This is a genomic window from Serratia odorifera, assembly GCF_041448735.1.
GTDB lineage: Bacteria > Pseudomonadota > Gammaproteobacteria > Enterobacterales > Enterobacteriaceae > Serratia_F > Serratia_F odorifera.
On sequence record NZ_JBGMUT010000002.1, the window covers coordinates 1 to 16340 of the forward strand.

The 16340-nt window shown below is 56.7% G+C and carries 19 protein-coding genes and 2 pseudogenes; 11 read left to right on the forward strand and 10 right to left on the reverse strand.

Annotation, left to right across the window (positions count from 1 at the left end; all coding sequences use genetic code 11):
* From ACCC84_RS06160 to ACCC84_RS06170, 3 genes and pseudogenes are all read right to left on the reverse strand, one after another.
* Window positions 1-122: thiamine pyrophosphate-binding protein (locus tag ACCC84_RS06160; RefSeq protein ID WP_171996282.1), on the reverse strand; the 122-nt coding region annotated here is incomplete at its 3' end.
* A 20-nt stretch (window positions 123-142) separates the two neighbouring features.
* Window positions 143-1093 carry a transaldolase gene (tal, locus tag ACCC84_RS06165; RefSeq protein WP_004960055.1) on the reverse strand — a complete coding sequence of 317 codons (951 nt, stop codon included), beginning with the start codon at window positions 1091-1093 and terminating at the stop codon, window positions 143-145.
* A gap of 387 nt (window positions 1094-1480) precedes the next feature.
* Window positions 1481-1687 (reverse strand): annotated as a pseudogene (locus tag ACCC84_RS06170) (RpiB/LacA/LacB family sugar-phosphate isomerase); the annotation flags it as partial.
* Between ACCC84_RS06170 and ACCC84_RS06175 the strand changes: the two are divergent.
* Window positions 1672-2025, forward strand: a pseudogene (locus ACCC84_RS06175) (sugar-binding domain-containing protein); the annotation flags it as partial. The pseudogenes ACCC84_RS06170 and ACCC84_RS06175 sit on opposite strands and share 16 nt — an antisense overlap.
* A 64-nt stretch (window positions 2026-2089) precedes the next feature.
* Here the strand turns inward: ACCC84_RS06175 and cbp21 are convergent.
* A complete protein-coding gene (gene cbp21 / locus ACCC84_RS06180) occupies window positions 2090-2683 on the reverse strand; it encodes a chitin-binding protein/chitosanase CBP21 (protein ID WP_371901667.1) in 594 nt (197 codons plus the stop codon).
* 401 nt (window positions 2684-3084) lie between these two features.
* Between cbp21 and ACCC84_RS06185 the strand changes: the two genes are divergently transcribed.
* From ACCC84_RS06185 to maeB, 6 genes are all read left to right on the forward strand, one after another.
* Complete coding sequence (locus tag ACCC84_RS06185) at window positions 3085-4026, forward strand: LysR family transcriptional regulator (RefSeq protein ID WP_004960072.1); 942 nt, start codon at window positions 3085-3087, stop codon at window positions 4024-4026.
* A gap of 274 nt (window positions 4027-4300) precedes the next feature.
* A complete protein-coding gene (locus ACCC84_RS06190) occupies window positions 4301-4627 on the forward strand; it encodes a phage holin, lambda family (RefSeq protein ID WP_088499752.1) in 327 nt (108 codons plus the stop codon).
* Window positions 4617-5018 (forward strand): L-Ala D-Glu endopeptidase ChiX, encoded by a 402-nt coding sequence (gene chiX / locus ACCC84_RS06195; protein ID WP_039992619.1) that lies wholly within the window; start codon window positions 4617-4619, stop codon window positions 5016-5018. Before ACCC84_RS06190 ends, chiX begins: the two co-directional genes overlap by 11 nt.
* Complete coding sequence (locus ACCC84_RS06200; protein ID WP_273872324.1) at window positions 5015-5395, forward strand: DUF2570 family protein; 381 nt, start codon at window positions 5015-5017, stop codon at window positions 5393-5395. Before chiX ends, ACCC84_RS06200 begins: the two co-directional genes overlap by 4 nt.
* Window positions 5385-5549, forward strand: a complete 165-nt coding sequence (gene lysC, locus ACCC84_RS06205; protein WP_164844269.1) for an Rz1-like lysis system protein LysC — start codon at window positions 5385-5387, stop codon at window positions 5547-5549. The genes ACCC84_RS06200 and lysC overlap by 11 nt, the downstream gene beginning before the upstream one ends.
* Window positions 5550-5716: 167 nt before the next feature.
* Complete coding sequence (gene maeB, locus ACCC84_RS06210) at window positions 5717-7996, forward strand: NADP-dependent oxaloacetate-decarboxylating malate dehydrogenase (protein ID WP_004960082.1); 2280 nt, start codon at window positions 5717-5719, stop codon at window positions 7994-7996.
* 53 nt (window positions 7997-8049) lie between these two features.
* On the opposite strand, the gene mmuM is transcribed toward maeB, so the two are convergent.
* Complete coding sequence (mmuM, locus tag ACCC84_RS06215) at window positions 8050-8991, reverse strand: homocysteine S-methyltransferase (RefSeq protein ID WP_273872322.1); 942 nt, start codon at window positions 8989-8991, stop codon at window positions 8050-8052.
* Window positions 8981-10402 carry an S-methylmethionine permease gene (gene mmuP / locus ACCC84_RS06220; RefSeq protein WP_198773510.1) on the reverse strand — a complete coding sequence of 474 codons (1422 nt, stop codon included), beginning with the start codon at window positions 10400-10402 and terminating at the stop codon, window positions 8981-8983. The genes mmuM and mmuP overlap by 11 nt, the downstream gene beginning before the upstream one ends.
* Before the next feature lie 158 nt (window positions 10403-10560).
* Here mmuP and ACCC84_RS06225 point away from each other — a divergent pair, with 158 nt between their 5' ends.
* On the forward strand, window positions 10561-11409 hold the full coding sequence (locus tag ACCC84_RS06225; protein ID WP_004960090.1) for a ChaN family lipoprotein: 849 nt from the start codon (window positions 10561-10563) through the stop codon (window positions 11407-11409).
* Here the strand turns inward: ACCC84_RS06225 and ACCC84_RS06230 are convergent.
* The 3 genes from ACCC84_RS06230 to amiA all read right to left on the reverse strand — a co-directional run bounded on the left by ACCC84_RS06230 (window position 11406) and on the right by amiA (window position 13740).
* The gene (locus ACCC84_RS06230; RefSeq protein ID WP_198773508.1) at window positions 11406-11855 is read right to left on the reverse strand and encodes a YaiI/YqxD family protein; all 450 of its coding nucleotides are present in this window, start codon (window positions 11853-11855) and stop codon (window positions 11406-11408) included. The genes ACCC84_RS06225 and ACCC84_RS06230 overlap by 4 nt on opposite strands.
* 2 nt (window positions 11856-11857) lie before the next feature.
* The gene (gene hemF / locus ACCC84_RS06235; RefSeq protein WP_371901668.1) at window positions 11858-12775 is read right to left on the reverse strand and encodes an oxygen-dependent coproporphyrinogen oxidase; all 918 of its coding nucleotides are present in this window, start codon (window positions 12773-12775) and stop codon (window positions 11858-11860) included.
* Window positions 12776-12849: 74 nt separating this feature from the next.
* Window positions 12850-13740: an N-acetylmuramoyl-L-alanine amidase AmiA gene (gene amiA, locus ACCC84_RS06240; RefSeq protein WP_371901669.1), complete on the reverse strand. Its 891-nt coding sequence runs from the start codon at window positions 13738-13740 to the stop codon at window positions 12850-12852.
* Between the two features lie 181 nt (window positions 13741-13921).
* Between amiA and ACCC84_RS06245 the strand changes: the two genes are divergently transcribed.
* Window positions 13922-14347: a GNAT family acetyltransferase gene (locus ACCC84_RS06245; RefSeq protein WP_004960106.1), complete on the forward strand. Its 426-nt coding sequence runs from the start codon at window positions 13922-13924 to the stop codon at window positions 14345-14347.
* Between the two features lie 38 nt (window positions 14348-14385).
* On the opposite strand, the gene ACCC84_RS06250 is transcribed toward ACCC84_RS06245, so the two are convergent.
* Entirely contained in the window at window positions 14386-14784 is a 399-nt protein-coding gene (locus tag ACCC84_RS06250; RefSeq protein ID WP_004960108.1) for a YgiW/YdeI family stress tolerance OB fold protein, read from the reverse strand.
* Window positions 14785-14956: 172 nt separating this feature from the next.
* On the opposite strand from ACCC84_RS06250, the gene ACCC84_RS06255 reads away from it, so the two are divergent.
* Window positions 14957-15418 carry a DUF2919 domain-containing protein gene (locus ACCC84_RS06255; RefSeq protein ID WP_039991857.1) on the forward strand — a complete coding sequence of 154 codons (462 nt, stop codon included), beginning with the start codon at window positions 14957-14959 and terminating at the stop codon, window positions 15416-15418.
* Between the two features lie 145 nt (window positions 15419-15563).
* Window positions 15564-16148 (forward strand): RpoE-regulated lipoprotein, encoded by a 585-nt coding sequence (locus ACCC84_RS06260; protein WP_039991858.1) that lies wholly within the window; start codon window positions 15564-15566, stop codon window positions 16146-16148.
* Window positions 16149-16340 lie beyond the last annotated feature (192 nt).

The window sequence follows — 16340 nt, forward strand, 5'->3', positions numbered from 1 at the left end:
CACAGGACTTCGGCGATATCCGCCATTCCCATAGGGGCACCCGGGTGGCCGGATTTTGCTTTTTGCACGGCGTCCATACTGAGTGCGCGGATGGCGTTGGCAAGTTCTTTACGCGAAGACATAACAAAGTGCTCCCAAAAAATTACAGTTCAGCGGCCAGCATGTCTTCCAGCTTCTGCTGGTCAACGGCGAACAGGCGAATGCCCTCGGCCAGTTTTTCTACCGCCATGGCATCCTGGTTGTGTAACCAGCGGAATTCCGCTTCTGCCAGTGGGGCAGGTTGGTGGAAGCCTTCGGTAGACGGCGTCAGCATGCGTTCGATCGGCTGGTCGCTGTTTTTCAATTGCTCCAGCAGGTTCGGTGCGATGGTCAGACGATCGCAGCCAGCCAGCGCCAGAATCTGCTCAACCTTACGGAAGCTGGCGCCCATGATCACGGTCTGATAACGGTGTTGTTTGTAGTATTCATAAATGGTGCGCACGGATTTCACACCAGGATCCTGCTCGGCGTCATAGTCGCTGGCCGGTTGTTTGGCCTGGTACCAATCGTAAATACGGCCAACAAACGGCGAGATCAGGTATACGCCGGCTTCGGCACAGGCACGCGCCTGGGCAAAGGAGAACAGCAGCGTCAGGTTGGTATTGATCCCTTCCTTTTCCAGCTCTTCCGCTGCCTTAATGCCTTCCCAGGTGGAGGCCAGCTTGATCAGAATGCGGGATTTGTCGACGCCCTGTTCCTGATACATGGCGATCAGTTTGCGCGCTTTGGCGACGCACATACCGCGGTCGAACGACAGACGCGCATCCACTTCGGTAGAAATGCGGCCCGGCACGCTTTTCAGGATCTCCACGCCGATATTTACCGCCAGCTTGTCGCAGGCGTTGATCAGTTGCGTTTCTTTATTGCCACCCTGTTGGCGGGCATATTCCAGTGCTTCGGTAATCAGTGGCTTATATTGAGGCAGCGCAGCGGCTTTCAGGATCAGCGAAGGGTTGGTGGTGGCATCTTCCGGTTCGAACTGGCGAATGGATTCGATATCGCCACTGTCGGCAACCACCACGGTCAGCTGCTTGAGTGCGTCTAATTGGTTCATGTATAGCTCCTTGATTTACCCTGCATATTTCGCAACGTAGCGGCATTGGCTATCCGCAGTTCCGAGTCACTGACCGTGTCCGGAAGGCGCTGGTTAGCGTCTTTGCCGTGCCTTGAAAGGTCGGGAGAACCCTGCTTTTCCTGGTCACGGCGTGCCTTGGCGTTATCTGTCGGTTTCCGGTGGGACTTCGCTGGCTGCCTGACTACGTTTCGACGTCATAAGATAGAAATGAGAACGTTTGTCATCATAGGGTGAACACACTGCATCATACGACAGGCAAATAAAATGCGCTTTTTCTGATTGTTGCGATGGATAAGAACAATGAATCCCGAGCAAAGGCAGGCAGGGCGCGGTGGTGCTACACCGGCCTGCATGCCGACAGCGCTTTCAGCGCGAACTGTTTACCTGTTCGTAGTCACCGATTTTAGCCACTTTGGGGGCGGAGCCGCCACCTTCAAATTCTGAATTCAGCCAGGCGTCGACGATACTTTTTGCCAGTTCTACGCCGATCACCCGTGCACCCAACGTGATGATCTGGGCCTCGTTGCTTTTACGCGCGCGCTGCGCGGAATAGGTGTCGTGGCACCGTGGCGCTGGTCGGAATCGGCGATATGAACGAAAACAGCTATATGGTCAAGCTGGGGTGGTTTACGCCACACGAAATTATCGACGCCAGCCTGAACCAGGGCGTGATCGGCGATATTGCCGGTTATGATTTCTTCAATGCGCAGGGGCAGCACGTTGACACGGTAATGAACGATCGGGTGATTGGCCTGAGCATCGACGAACTGCGTAAAATCCCCTGTGTGATTGCCATTGCTGCCGAAAATACCAAAGCGTTGGCAATGCTCGGCGCACTGCGCACCGGCGCAATTGATATCATTGCCAGCAGCGCGCTCAACGTCCGCACCATTCTGAACATATCGCAATAAGCGGCACGTCCCCGCATAAAAAAAGGGTTCAGCGTCATGCTGAACCCGTCGCCTTTCCAACCGATTATTTGCTCAGATTGACGTCAATCGCCTGATAAAACGCGTTGCCGGTGTCGGCTACGTCCCACACGGCAAGGATGACGTGCGAACCGGTGCGATCTACAGGTATGTTGCACTGGTGAGTCACCTTGGCCGCCGGGATCGCGCCGCCGTCGTTGAATTGACAGAACGGCGTCAGATCAAACGCGGCACGGGTAAGGGGTTGTGATGCATCCCACCCCTGGCGGGTAATAAAGTAACGCCAGCTGGTGGTGCTGTGGCGTGCGGTCAGATTCCAGGTGAAGGAGTTCGGGCCGCTGTGGAGGTTCAGCTTGTTCCAGCGGGTTGGCGTTTGCTGATCCAGTTCGAAGAAGGTGGATTTGTCGGCGCTGGCAATGTGGCCGTCTGCCGGCCCGCTCTGCGGGAAGCCTTTCAGACCTTCCACGCTCTGCGGTTCATATTGTACGCTGCCGCACTGGGTATTCAGCTGCAGCTTGCACTGATACGAACGGCTGGCTGGCGACTCGACATAACCGTGCGCGCTGGCCTGGTGGGAGGCGCCAAACATCGCTGCGCCAAGCAGGCCAACGGACAGTAGGGTACGGGAAGTTGCGTTCATAATGACTCCTGTTGGAATGTGTTTTAAATTGGGTTTATTTCCACCGGCGGTTTTTTTTGCCATGGACAAATTAAAAAGGCAGATAACTGGCCGGCTTGTTATATTTTTACCATTGGTTAAAAACGGCCAGAGAGGAATGTTTTATACGCTATCAACTAAATTTATTAAGGTGATTTTATTTGCTGGCTGCTTCAAGTTTATTTTATCGGCAAGGTGAGATGATGGGCGCCATGATGAAATTTGTTCACAGAAATAATGAATACTCTTTCAAATGGCGGGATTGTTAGTGGGGTATATTTCTCGTGATGGTATTTTTGCTTTATTTGAACGATTTTTTGCATGCCAACGCCTTTGGGAATTTAGTGTCATTTTTCTTGTTATTATTTTAAAGAGGAATTTGTATGACTAGATTATCCCTGGATGCGATTAAAATAATCAGCACCATTAAAAGTACCGGTTCGTTCTCGATGGCGGCGGAAGCGTTGCATAAAACGCCGTCTGCCATCTCGTACCGCGTTGCCAATATTGAAAGTAAGCTATGCGTGAAGCTTTTTCATCGCAATGGCCCGATGGTGACGCTGACCGATGAAGGGGAGTTCCTGTTGCAAGAGGGCGGCTGGATATTAAACGCGGTGCAGGATCTGGAAAGTCGCGTCAGAAATATTCCGAAGCTGGACAGTCACATTCGCATCGTGGTGGACAAACTGTTCCCATTGGACACCATCACCCAGGATATCCGCGACTTTATTGGCCATTTTCCCGGCGCCAATATTTCACTGCAACGTGAGGCGCTGAACGGTACCTGGGACGCGCTGAAAGATAACCGCGCCGACCTGATCGTCGCCATTGGCCAAATCCCCGACAGCGTGCAGGCGAAAACGCTGATGCTCGGCAAGCTGAACTTTGTGCTGTGTGTTTCACCCTCGCATCCTTTTGCGGCACAGAAAAAACCGGTCAGCAAGAATCAGCGGCTCAATGATATTGTGGTCACCATCGCCGACAGTAGCCATCAGTTGCCAAAACGCAACATCGGCATTTCGCCGTTGCAGCGACAATTGGCGGTGTGTGACGTGGAAAGCAAACTGGCGTTGCTCAAGCGTGGCATCGGGCATGGTTTCCTGCCGCCGACGCTGATCGAAAAAGAGCTGGCCAGCGGTGCATTGGTTGCGGTGCCGGTGGAGGTGCAAAAGGGCGACGAGATGATCTGGCTGGCCTGGCACCCGGCCAGTAAAGGGAGCGGGTTCAACTGGTGGCATGAGCGGCTGACGCGTAACAGCGATATCTTCAGTCTGATTGGGCGCGAAGTGGTGCGCGATGGCGGTTACCCTTGGTGCCACAGCTAACCGCAGCGTCAAGATAACTGACCTGATTACGGGCAGGGCGCGGTAATCAATGGCGTTTTGCCCGAAAAGTTAATCGTCAATATCGTTGCGGCATTATTTACCATTATGCCAAGTTGATGTTTTTATACGTTGGTTGTTTTTTTATTGTGATATTTTTCGTCAATTATGTCGTTATTAATTCATTTGCGTTGTAAGAGGTTTGTTTATTAGTTTTAACCTATTGGTGATGGCCTATTGGCGGTGGTCGGCGTGTAATAAAAACAGGAGGAGAGCAATGTCCAGCTTAGAGCCAGACGGGGTTAGCTTATTCATTTTACACGTGTGCGAATATTTGCAGCCGGCAATGAATGCCATATTGGCAGGCAGTATGGCGTTATTACAGGGGGCGTATAAAAACGTGGCTGTCCGCCGGCGTTTGTTAAACGCCGGGATGTGCGCATTGCTGGCATGGACGGTACGTGATGCATTGTCATTGGTGGGCTGGGAATTGCAATGGGCGAATATCGCCAGCGTATTAATCGGCTTTCTCGGTGCGGATTATATCAGCGGGTTAATTAAAAAACTGATTGGTAAAAAAACGGGGGTTAAAAATGTTAAGTGAAGCGCAACCGACGCGGTTTTCCGTCCGTAGCGAACAGCGGCTGCAAGATGTTCATGCCGATCTGATTCGCGTTATGCGATTGGCGCTCAATTACTCGCTGGTGCCGTTTGCCATTACCGAAGGGCGGCGCAACATCGAACGGCAGCGTGAGCTGGTGCGCACCGGTAAAAGCCAGACGCTGAACAGCCGCCATCTGACCGGGCATGCGGTGGATGTGGTGGCAATGCCGGCGGGCGTGGTGTCTTGGCAGTGGGACTATTATGCGCAGATCGCCGTGGCGGTACGCCGCGCCGCGCGCGAGTTGGGTATCCAGGTTGAATGGGGCGGCGCCTGGCAATCGCTGAGGGACGGGCCGCATTTCCAACTGGCAGTCAAGGATTATCCGGCATGAGCGGCGGGTGGCAAAAACTGCTGCCGGGGGCGTTGCTGACCCTGTTGTTGCTGGCCGCAGGCCTGTGGGGATACGGCTCGTTGCAGTCGCACCGGTTGGCGCTGGCGCAGCAGCGGTTGGCCGACCAGCGGAAAACCGTGGCGCAGCAGGCGTTGCTTATTACCACGCTGCAAACCCAGGAAGCGCAGAACCGCGCGTTGATGGCGAGGTTGCAGCAGCAGGAGCAGCAGTTGCGCCAGCAAAGCGATAATCATCGGAGGAAATACCGTGAAGCGATTAAACATGATGCCTGCGCTGGCCGCGCTATGCCTGACGCTGTGCTTGAGCTCCTGCGCCCAGCCAACGCCGCCATCCCCGGTGGTGCTGTTGCCCCCTGAGGCGGTGTTTACCCCATGCGAGCAACCGCAGCTGTCGGGCGACACCTGGGGAGAGGCGGTGGATTATACCCTGGCGTTGCAGGCGGCGCTGCGGCTCTGCGCCGGCCGGGTGGCGGCGCTCAATCTGTGGCGTACCGGATTGCCAGCACAATAACCACGGTTTTATTCTGTTTCGTCCTGTGTTACTTGTTTTTAGCCGTTAGAAGAGAATTTCGATCAAGGTTATGGCGCGCTTCAAAGTTTGTGACGATTCTCTCACTATACTGGTTTAGCCAAAAAGTCTTACCTCAACATAAAAGTAAAAAAGCAAAGGAACCCATAATGGACGAACAGCTCAAACAGAGTGCTCTTGATTTCCATCAGTTTCCGGTCCCAGGGAAGATCCAGGTATCGCCAACCAAACCCCTGGCAACGCAACGCGATCTGGCGCTGGCCTATTCGCCGGGCGTCGCCGCACCCTGCCTGGAAATCGCGGCCGATCCACTGGCGGCCTACAAATACACCGCGCGTGGCAATCTGGTGGCGGTGATCTCCAACGGGACGGCGGTGCTGGGGTTGGGCAATATCGGCGCGCTGGCCGGCAAGCCGGTGATGGAAGGCAAGGGCGTGCTGTTCAAGAAGTTTTCCGGCATTGACGTGTTTGACATTGAGGTCGATGAGCTCGATCCCGACAAGCTGATCGACGTGATTGCCGCGTTGGAGCCAACCTTCGGCGGTATTAATCTGGAAGATATCAAAGCGCCGGAATGCTTCTATATCGAGAAGAAACTGCGCGAGCGCATGAAGATCCCGGTCTTCCATGACGATCAGCACGGTACGGCGATCATTACCACCGCGGCGGTGCTTAACGGTTTGCGGGTGGTGAAGAAAAACATTTCCGACGTGCGGCTGGTGGTGTCTGGTGCCGGCGCCGCATCGATCGCCTGCCTCAACCTGCTGGTGGCGCTGGGTCTGCGTCAGCAGAACATCACGGTGTGCGACTCCAAGGGCGTGATTTACAAAGGTCGCGACGCCAAAATGGAAGAAACCAAAGCGGCATATGCGATTGACGACAACGGCCAGCGCACGCTGGCGGACGCTATCCCGAACGCCGACATCTTCCTTGGCTGTTCCGGCCCTGGCGTGCTGACGCAGGAAATGGTGAAGACCATGGCCAGGGATCCGCTGATCATGGCGCTGGCCAACCCGGAACCGGAGATCCTGCCGCCACTGGCCAAGGCGGTACGTCCGGACGCCATCATTTGTACCGGTCGTTCCGACTATCCCAACCAGGTCAATAACGTCCTGTGCTTCCCGTTCATTTTCCGCGGCGCGCTGGACGTTGGCGCGACGACCATCAACGAGGAAATGAAGTTGGCTTGCGTACACGCCATCGCCGATTTGGCGCTGGCTGAACAGAGCGACGTGGTAGCGTCGGCCTATGGCGATCAGGATCTGTCGTTCGGGCCGGAATACATCATTCCCAAACCGTTCGACCCGCGCCTGATCGTCAAGATTGCGCCGGCGGTGGCCAAGGCGGCGATGGAGTCCGGCGTGGCGATGCGGCCGATTGAGGACTTCGATGCCTACGTTGAGAAACTCAGCGAGTTCGTTTACAAAACCAACCTGTTCATGAAGCCGATTTTTTCGCAGGCGAAGAAAGAGGTGAAACGCGTGGTACTGGCGGAGGGCGAGGAAGAGCGCGTACTGCATGCCACCCAGGAGCTGATTTCGCAAGGGTTGGCGTTCCCAATTCTGGTTGGGCGCCCGAGCGTGATCGAAATGCGCTTGAAGAAACTGGGTCTGCAAATGATCCCGGGCAAGGATTTCGAAGTGGTCAACAACGAATCCGATCCGCGCTTCAAGGAATATTGGGGTGAGTACTACCAGATAATGAAACGCCGTGGCGTGTCGCAAGAGCAGGCGCGGCGGGCGGTGATCGGCAACCCGACGCTGATCGCCGCCATTATGCTGCATCGCGGTGAGGCTGACGCGATGATTTGCGGCACCATTGGCAGTTACCATGAACATTATGATGTGGTTAAAAACGTGTTCGGCTTCCGTGAAGGTGCGCACGTCGCCGGGGCGATGAACGCCTTGCTGCTGCCAAGCGGCAACACCTTTATCGCCGATACCTACGTCAATGACGATCCTACGCCGGAGCAGCTGGCGGAAATCACCCTGATGGCGGCAGAAACGGTACGCCGCTTCGGCATTGAACCGAAGGTGGCGCTGTTGTCGCACTCCAGTTTCGGCACCTCCGACTGCCCGGCGGCGCGCAAAATGCGTAAAACGCTGGAACTGGTCAACGCCATGGCGCCGGAGCTGGAAATCGACGGCGAGATGCACGGTGATGCTGCACTGGTGGAAAGCATTCGTCACGATCTGATGCCGGACAGCCCGTTAAAAGGAGCGGCCAATGTGCTGATCATGCCAAACATGGAAGCCGCGCGCATCAGCTACAACCTGCTGCGGGTGTCTTCTTCGGAAGGGGTGACCGTGGGGCCGGTGCTGATGGGGGTTGCCAAGCCGGTGCATATCCTGACGCCTATCGCCTCGGTGCGCCGCATCGTCAATATGGTGGCGCTGGCGGTGGTCGAGGCGCAAACCACGCCATTGTGATAGCACAACGGTGAAGATAACGACGGGGCGAACGGCGGTTTGCCCCGTTTTTTTTAGCGGCTAGCCAGCTGTTCGGCAATCGCCCGGATATCTTTTGGCGTCGTACGGCAACAGCCGCCGATCAGGCGTGCGCCGATCTGCTGCCAGTCGCCAGCCTGTTCGCTCAGGCTACCGTGCTCGCCGCCACAGGCGTGCCAGGTTTTGCTCACCGCGTCATAATGTTCGCCGGAATTGGGATAGACCAGCAGCGGGAGTGAGGTCAAGGTCGCCAGCGTCTGCAGCGCAGGCGTGACGTTTTCCAGTGCGATGCAGTTGACACCAATCGCCAGTACCTGCGGGTTGTGGTTCAGCAGGGCGATAACCTCGGTCAGCGGCGTACCGTCGCTGAGGTGATGGCTATCGCGTAGCGTAAAGGAGAACCAGGCGCCGAGCGACGGGAAATCACGCAGCAGCGTCAGCAGCGCGTGCAGTTCATCGAACGACGGCAGCGTTTCGCACGCCAGCAGATCGACGCCGGCCTGGGCCAGCGCGGCAATGCGCGGCCGGTGGAAGGCGATCATCTCTGCCGCTGGCAAGCGGTAGTCACCGCGGTATTCCGAGCCGTCGGCAAGAAATGCGCCGTACGGCCCAACCGAACCGGCAATCAGCAGCGGTTCGGCCTGCGGCCGCTGTGCCAGATAATCGCGACGCGCCTGTTGCGCCAACTGCACGCTTTTGGCAATCAGTGCCAATGATTGTTGTTCATCCAGCCCTCGGCGTAAAAATCCCTGCGGCGTAGCCTGATAGCTGGCGGTGATGGCGCACTGCGCGCCGGCGTTGAAATAGTCCAGATGAACCTGATAAATCAGCTCGGGATTCTCGATCAGCACCTTGGCAGACCACAGCGGATCGCTGAGATCGCAACCGCGGGTTTCCAGCTCGGTGGCCAGCGCGCCGTCTAAAATCAGCGAGCGGCCATCGGTCAGCAGTGGGGCGAGCGGGTTATTAACCGACATGTTCTTCTCCTGCATTCAGTAATGATTTTTTCCCGGCGGCGCGGCGGGTCAGATAGTACCCGCCGTAGCACACGGCGACAAACGGCAAGCCGCAATACAGTGCGATACGCTGCTCGGGGTCAAATGCCAAACCGATGCAGGCCAGCAGACACAGGGTAAAGCCGGCGATTGGCGTCAGCGGATAGCCGGGAGCGCGGTATTTCAGGCCGGAAATCGGTTTGCCGCTGCGTAAATACTCACGGCGGAAAGCGTAATGCGCAGCGCAGATGCTTAGCCAGACGGCCACCACCGCAAAGCCGGAAATGGCCGACAGGGCAACGAACACCGTGTCCGGCGCGATCACGCTGGTCAGCAACGCCAGCACGCCACCGAGCATGCTGAAAGTCAGGGCATTGAACGGAATGCCGCGCCGGTTGACGCGTGAAAAATAGGCCGGCAGGGTGCGTTGATTGGCCAATGACCACAGCATGCGGCCAGAGGCGTATAGACCGGAGTTGGCGGCGGACAGGATGGCGGTCAGGATAACGAAGTTGAAAATATCGGCGGCGTAAGGCACGCCAATGCGTTCAAACACCAGCACGAACGGGCTCTTTGCCACGCCGGCCTGCTCCATCGGCAGCAGCGCAGCCAGCACAAATACCGTGCCGATAAAGAACACCATCAGGCGGATCACCGTAGTGCGGATTGCCCATGGCACCACCTTTTCCGGGTTTTCGGTTTCGCCCGCGGCGATGCCGATAAGTTCGGTACCGGAAAAGGCAAAGTTGACGGCCACCATGGTCATCAGGATCGGCAGCGTACCGTTGGGTAACCAGCCTGAGGCGGTCAGATTGTGCAGGAACGGCGCAGGGGTACCGTCCTTCATCGGGATAATGCCGAACAGCGCCGCCCCACCGAGTACGATGAATGCCAAAATAGTGATCACCTTGATCAGCGAAAACCAGAATTCACTTTCGGCAAAAAAGCGGGTCGTCACCACGTTCAGCAAGAAGATGGCAATACAGAATACCAGGCACCACAGCCAGACCGGCGATTGCGGGAACCAGTACTGCATGCAGAAGCCGGCGGCGGTCAGGCTGGAACCGAGTGCCACCGTCCAGGTCAGCCAATACAGCCACGCCACGGTGTAGCCGGTGCCCGGTCCCAGATAGCGGGAGGCGTAAACGTGGAACGCGCCGGTTTCCGGCATGGCAACGGATAGCTCACCGAGACACAGCATCACCAGATAAACCACCAACGCACCGATCATATAGGCCAATAGCGTGCCGAGCGCGCCGGTGGTGGAAATGATATAGCCGGTGTTGAAAAACAGCCCGGTGCCGATCACGCCGCCCAGCGACAGCATCACCAGATGCCGGGCTTTCATGGTGCGTTTGAACTGCCCTTCAGCAGGCGTAGGTGATTGCTTCATATTGTATCCGTATAGACGTCTAAGCAGCTAAATGGCTAATCGTTATACCCGCTCTGCGTAATGAAATCAATGCATAGTGCCCGGGTAAGGGCGGATAGTTGTTTGTAAATGATAATTGTTATCTATAATGGCCGGACGTTTTGCAAAAAGGTGACAAGATGAAATTGTGGGTTTTTGTTGCGGCGCTGATGCTGGCGGCCTGTAGCCATTCACCGGTGAACTCGCCTGCCAGGCCGATTGATGCAGCGGCGCTGCCGGGAAAAATAACCGATTTACACACCGGCCAGAGCTTGACGCCGGCACAGCTGCTGGAGCGGCTGGCGGCGGCGCCGCGATTGATCGTCGGCGAGAAGCATGACAATCCCGATCACCATCGCGTTGAGCTGTGGCTGATACAACGCCTGCCTCAGCAGCGGCCGCAGGGCAGTCTGTTATTGGAGATGATCAATCCCGACCAGCAGGCGCGGGTCGATGCGTTACAGCAGCAATGGCAAAACGGTAAAACGACGTCGCACGACGATTTGCCGGCTCAGTTGGGCTGGAAGGCAGGCTGGCCATGGTCGCAGTATGGCGCATTGGTAACCGCCGCGTTGGCGGCGCCGTATCCGCTGATGTCGGCCAATCTGGATCGCAGTGAAATCATGGCGTTTTATCAGCATCCTCAACTGCCGCCAGGGGTGGTTTCAACCTCGGCGGCAGTGCGCCAGGCGCTGGCGACCACCATCGAGCAGGCACATGGCGGCAAACTTGACGCGCCGCAGTTGCAGGCGATGGTTGCCATCCAGCAACAGCGCGATCGGCGGATGGCGCAACGGTTGCTGGCGGCGCCCACTCCGAGCCTGCTGATTGTCGGTGCCTATCATGCATCAAAAGTGGTGGGGGTGCCGCTGCACATTGAAGATATGCAGCCGGCGGTGAAACCGGCGGTATTGATGCTGGTCGAACCGGGCGCTGAGGTGAGCAAGGCCCACGCGGATTATCAGTGGGTGTTACCGGCTGCGCATTAGCGCCTGGCCTGTACCAGCCATTTATCCAGTTCGTTGGCGAACAGCTGGCGATCGCGCTGGCTCAGGGCATTCGGGCCACCGGTCTGAATGCCGCTGGCGCGCAGGGTATCCATAAAGTCGCGCATGTTAAGCCGCTCGCGAATGGTATCCGGCGTATAGCGTTCCCCGCGCGGATTCAGCGCTACCGCGCCTTTTTCCACCACTTCAGCCGCCAGCGGGATATCGGCAGTGATCACCAGATCGCCGGCGGCGCAACGGCGGACGATTTCGTTGTCCGCCACGTCAAAACCGGCGGCGACCTGCAACGTGCGCAGGTATTTTGACGGCGGCGTGCGCAGCGGCTGGTTGGCCACCAGCGTGACCAGCGTGGCGGTACGATCGGCTGCACGGAACAGCACTTCTTTGATCACGTTCGGACAGGCGTCCGCATCAACCCAGATCTGCATGTTTATCGCTCCTCCAGCCAGTCGCGTACCGGCAGAAAATCACGGTACAGCGCCGCTTCCGGGCTCTCTTCCGCCGGTTGGTAGTTGTATTCCCAGCGTACCAGTGGCGGCATTGACATCAAAATGGATTCGGTACGGCCGCCGGTTTGCAGGCCAAACAGCGTGCCGCGGTCCCACACCAGATTGAATTCGACGTAACGGCCACGGCGATAGAGTTGGAACTGGCGCTCCTGCTCGCCCCAGGCCATAGACTTGCGTCTGGCGACGATCGGCAGGTAGGCGTCGAGGAAGCCGTCGCCGACCGCGCGGGTCAAGGCGAAACAGTGGTCGAAATCCGGCGTATTCAGATCGTCATAGAACAGTCCGCCGATGCCGCGCGCTTCATTCCGGTGCTTGATAAAGAAATAATCGTCGCACCATTTTTTGTATTGCGGATAAACCTGCTCGCCGAACGGAGCGCACAGCTGCTGGGCGGTGCGGTGCCAGTGCACCGCGTCCTCTTTGAAGCCGTAATAGGGCGTCAGGTCAAAACCGCCGCCAAACCACCAGACCGGCGCTTCGCCCGGCTTTTCGGCGATGAAAAAACGCACGTTGGCATGACTGGTGGGAATATAGGGGTTGAGCGGATGGATCACCAGCGACACGCCCATCGCCTGGAAGCTGCGGCCGGCCAGTTCGGGGCGATGCGCGGTGGCGGAAGCCGGCAACATTGCGCCGGAAACGTGTGAAAAGTTCACCCCGGCCTGTTCGAACACCGCACCGTTGGTCAGCACCCGGCTACGGCCGCCACCGCCTTCTGCCCGTGTCCAGCGGTCTTCAGTAAACTCGGCGCCGCCGTCGGCCTGCGCCAATTGCTGGCAAATGCGCTCTTGCAGTGCCAGCAGGAAGGATTTTACTTCAGCGATGTCAGGTAAACTCATAGGGGGTGTTCACAGCCTTATACCAATTCCGATAAGCCGCCAAGTATACCCGCAATTCGCCGCGCTGGCAGCGCCTAGCGAGGTTTAGGCTGGTGGGCGTCGTAATATTCGAAGAAATTGACGATGCCATTGGCAATGGCGCGGGCGATTTTTTCGCGGAATGCGTGGGTGCCCAGCAGACGCTCTTCCTCGGGATTGGTGATAAAGGAGGTTTCCACCAGGATCGACGGTATTGATGGCGATTTCAATACTGCAAACGCCGCCTGCTCGGTGCTTGGGCTGTGTAAATGGTGTACCGGGCGAATCTGCCCCAGCACATGGCGGCCAAGCGTCAGGCTGTTATTGATGGTATCGGTCTGTACCAGATCAAACAGCACCTGCTGTAGATAATTATCCTGTTGCCGATACTTGCCGCCGGCGACCTCATCGGCGGCGTTTTCGCGTTTCGACAGGTAGCGGGCCATTGCGCTGCTGGCGCCGCGGTTGGAGAGTGCAAACACCGAGGCACCGCTGGCGCTGGGGCTGGTGAAGCCGTCGGCATGGATGGAAATGAACAGGTCGGCCTGATGCTGATGGGCAATCTCCACCCGTTGATACAGCGGAATAAATTCATCCTCTTCCCGCGTCAGACGCGCGTCGAGCTGGCGATGCTGCAGGAAACGGCGTACGTGATTGGCTATCTCCAGCACCACGTGTTTTTCCTGCGAACCTTCGTGCCCCACCGCGCCGGAGTCAATGCCGCCGTGGCCGGGGTCGATCATCACCAGTCGTTTACTGCCAGGCGCTTTGGCTGCCGGTTTGCCGTGCGCATTGTGCCGCAGCGCAGCGGGGGAGCCCGCGGCTTGGCTGGCGTGAGGTTTAGCACCCACCAACGCCAGCGCCAGACCGGAAAGCAACAGTTGGCGGCGAGTCGGGGAAACGGCTAACGGTTTAAAATGCCGAAAAGGATTCATCCTATTTTTCATTACGTTGCGCTCCTTCGAAGGGATGGTTTTGCAACGTTATATCGTATTAAAATGCGTTTATCGACTTGATAACTATTTCCATTTATTAACATTGTTACCGCGAATTATCAGTTTGATATTGCGTAAGTGAATAATCACGCGATAATCAGATAAACATCTTAATTAACAGCGGCGAACAACGATGGAAATTCGCGTATTTCGACAAGACGACTTTGAAGAAGTCATCACTCTCTGGGAGCGGTGTGATTTGCTGCGGCCATGGAACGATCCGGAAATGGATATCGAGCGCAAGCTGCATCATGACGCCGACCTGTTTTTGGTGGCAGAAGTGGGCGGTGAAGTCGTGGGATCGGTGATGGGAGGGTATGACGGCCATCGTGGTTCTGCCTATTACCTCGGCGTGCATCCCGACTACCGTGGGCGCGGCATTGCCAATGCGCTGATCAACCGGTTGGAAAAGAAACTGATGGCGCGCGGTTGCCCGAAAATTCAGCTGATGGTGCGTGAAGATAACGATACCGTGATCGAAATGTACGAAAAGCTGGGCTATGAGATCCAGGGCATTACCAGCCTGGGTAAACGGCTGATTGAAGATCAGGAATATTGAGGGGATGCGGGCGGATTAGCCACCGCCCGCCGCAACGATTACCGTATTTTCTTCAGGCTTTTCACGTCGACTTCGACGTTGCTCCAGTCTTTGTCCACTTTCCCTTCCAACTGAACTTTGTCTTGCGGGGTGATGGTTTGACCGTTCCAGCGTTTGTTGTCGATCTCGACAGTCAGCGTGCCGCTGGCATCGCGGAAGGTGTAGGTGTCGTCGCCGACGCGTTGTTCAATGTTGCCTTGCAACATCACCCAGGTGTCGTCGCTCATTGATTTCACTTTATCCACCGTGGTCAGCGCCGCGCTTGGGCCAGAAAAGCCGCCTTGCTGGCTGACCGTCGTCTGGGTTTGCTGTGCACCTGGGCCGCTGAAACCACCTTGTTGTGCCAGTACCGGGGTGCTGCACAGGGCGATCAATGCCGCCAGAGTCAGTTTTTTCATCGTTAAGCTTCCTTATCTTGGTCAGTGAATCATTAACCCCGAGCACCGGGGTTGCTTGCTTAGTGGGTTAATTAAAGCACATGGATATTAAGAGCTTCTTAAGCCTGCTCATTGAAAAGCTAAAACAGTGCACCCATCTGTGGAGAATAGACGTATTAACAAGGAAGCGGCAGTGAAGTCAGCCCCGATATTTTCCCCCGACGATTACGATCAGCACGGCCTGCTGCGGTTGCCGCTGTGGTTTTGGGGGGTGTTGATCCTGCAGGCACGTACCTGGCTGCTGTTTGTGATGGCTGGCGCGTCACGCCAGCAGGGAGAGAGCATGTTGCAACTGTTCTATCCCGACACCCAACGCTTTTGGTACGGCATCGCACTGGGGCTGCCGGCGGCACTGGCATTTTTGCTGAGTGGGCGACGCGCGCAGTGGCCACGGCTGTGGCGTAGCTGGCGTTGGGTATTGATGGCGTCGTTGTTGGCAGCGCTGGGCGGCTCGCTGACAGGCGTCTGGCAGCAGGACGGTAATGCGCCGGGGCTGGACGGCATGCTGGCGTTGTTGGACGTGCTGGCGTTCGCCTACCTGCTGCTGAATGTTCGGTTGAAGGCCTGCTTCGCGCCTGGCGTTGAGCGCGACTGATCTATCGCTTTGCGGCACTTTTCGCATTTTACATACTCCAAGCTGGCAACCGATGGCGAAGTGCGAGCAGTTGTGAGAGGCTGATTGGCAGCACGACGCTTATAAATTGAACCGGCCTATGCCATTAAAGTTAAGGAATTATGAGATGAATATTCGCCCACTGATATTAGGGCTGCCGCTGATCCTGACCGGCTGTTCGACGATGTCCAATTTCTCATGGTCGAGCCTGTCGCCTCTTAACTGGTTTGGCAGCAGCCTTGAAGTGAGCGGCAAGGGCGTTGGCGAGATCAATGCCGGCACGCCGATGTCGGAAAGCGCAGTCAATGACGGCCTGAACGGCGACTATCGTCTGCGCAGCGGCATGGGAACCAGCAACGGGCAGATCGTCGCGTTCTATCAGGCAATGGACGGCGATGACATCAAACTGGTGATCAGCGGCGAACCGAAAGGGCACGTACAGCGCGTTGACATCATGGATCCTGAAGTTGCCACCGAATGGGGCAGCAAGCTCGGCACGCCGTTCAGCGATATGTACAGCAAGGCCTTCGGTGCCTGTAAACCTGCTACCGGGGATGACGCCGGCAACGTGGAGTGCGTCGCCAGCCAAAGCAAATACGTGACGTACATTTTCAGTGGTAAATGGGCCGGACCGCAGGACATCATCCCGCCTGATGACACCTTGAAAAGCTGGACGGTCAGCAAAATCATCTGGCACGCCAAAGCGCAATAATGCCACCCTGTCGCCCGCCGGGTAAGGCGGGCCTCGCCGATTTTCTTTGCGTTCGGGCAAGGTAATCGAGTCAGCTTACGGTATGATAACCGGGTGTATGTCCACCGTCGTTGCAGTTGCAGCCAGCAACGCAGTCATTCAGTAACCGGCATCTGCGCGTGGGGCGTAGCCGGGCACCCGATCAAGGAATAA

What these genes read in the sequence shown, in the direction of transcription:
- tal (WP_004960055.1), bottom strand. Translation starts at nt 1,093, where the DNA reads ATGAACCAATTAGACGCACTCAAGCAGCTGACCGTGGTGGTTGCCGAC.
- cbp21 (WP_371901667.1), bottom strand. Translation starts at nt 2,683, where the DNA reads ATGAACGCAACTTCCCGTACCCTACTGTCCGTTGGCCTGCTTGGCGCA.
- ACCC84_RS06185 (WP_004960072.1), top strand. Translation starts at nt 3,085, where the DNA reads ATGACTAGATTATCCCTGGATGCGATTAAAATAATCAGCACCATTAAA.
- ACCC84_RS06190 (WP_088499752.1), top strand. Translation starts at nt 4,301, where the DNA reads ATGTCCAGCTTAGAGCCAGACGGGGTTAGCTTATTCATTTTACACGTG.
- chiX (WP_039992619.1), top strand. Translation starts at nt 4,617, where the DNA reads ATGTTAAGTGAAGCGCAACCGACGCGGTTTTCCGTCCGTAGCGAACAG.
- ACCC84_RS06200 (WP_273872324.1), top strand. Translation starts at nt 5,015, where the DNA reads ATGAGCGGCGGGTGGCAAAAACTGCTGCCGGGGGCGTTGCTGACCCTG.
- maeB (WP_004960082.1), top strand. Translation starts at nt 5,717, where the DNA reads ATGGACGAACAGCTCAAACAGAGTGCTCTTGATTTCCATCAGTTTCCG.
- mmuM (WP_273872322.1), bottom strand. Translation starts at nt 8,991, where the DNA reads ATGTCGGTTAATAACCCGCTCGCCCCACTGCTGACCGATGGCCGCTCG.
- mmuP (WP_198773510.1), bottom strand. Translation starts at nt 10,402, where the DNA reads ATGAAGCAATCACCTACGCCTGCTGAAGGGCAGTTCAAACGCACCATG.
- ACCC84_RS06225 (WP_004960090.1), top strand. Translation starts at nt 10,561, where the DNA reads ATGAAATTGTGGGTTTTTGTTGCGGCGCTGATGCTGGCGGCCTGTAGC.
- ACCC84_RS06230 (WP_198773508.1), bottom strand. Translation starts at nt 11,855, where the DNA reads ATGCAGATCTGGGTTGATGCGGACGCCTGTCCGAACGTGATCAAAGAA.
- hemF (WP_371901668.1), bottom strand. Translation starts at nt 12,775, where the DNA reads ATGAGTTTACCTGACATCGCTGAAGTAAAATCCTTCCTGCTGGCACTG.
- amiA (WP_371901669.1), bottom strand. Translation starts at nt 13,740, where the DNA reads ATGAAAAATAGGATGAATCCTTTTCGGCATTTTAAACCGTTAGCCGTT.
- ACCC84_RS06245 (WP_004960106.1), top strand. Translation starts at nt 13,922, where the DNA reads ATGGAAATTCGCGTATTTCGACAAGACGACTTTGAAGAAGTCATCACT.
- ACCC84_RS06250 (WP_004960108.1), bottom strand. Translation starts at nt 14,784, where the DNA reads ATGAAAAAACTGACTCTGGCGGCATTGATCGCCCTGTGCAGCACCCCG.
- ACCC84_RS06260 (WP_039991858.1), top strand. Translation starts at nt 15,564, where the DNA reads ATGAATATTCGCCCACTGATATTAGGGCTGCCGCTGATCCTGACCGGC.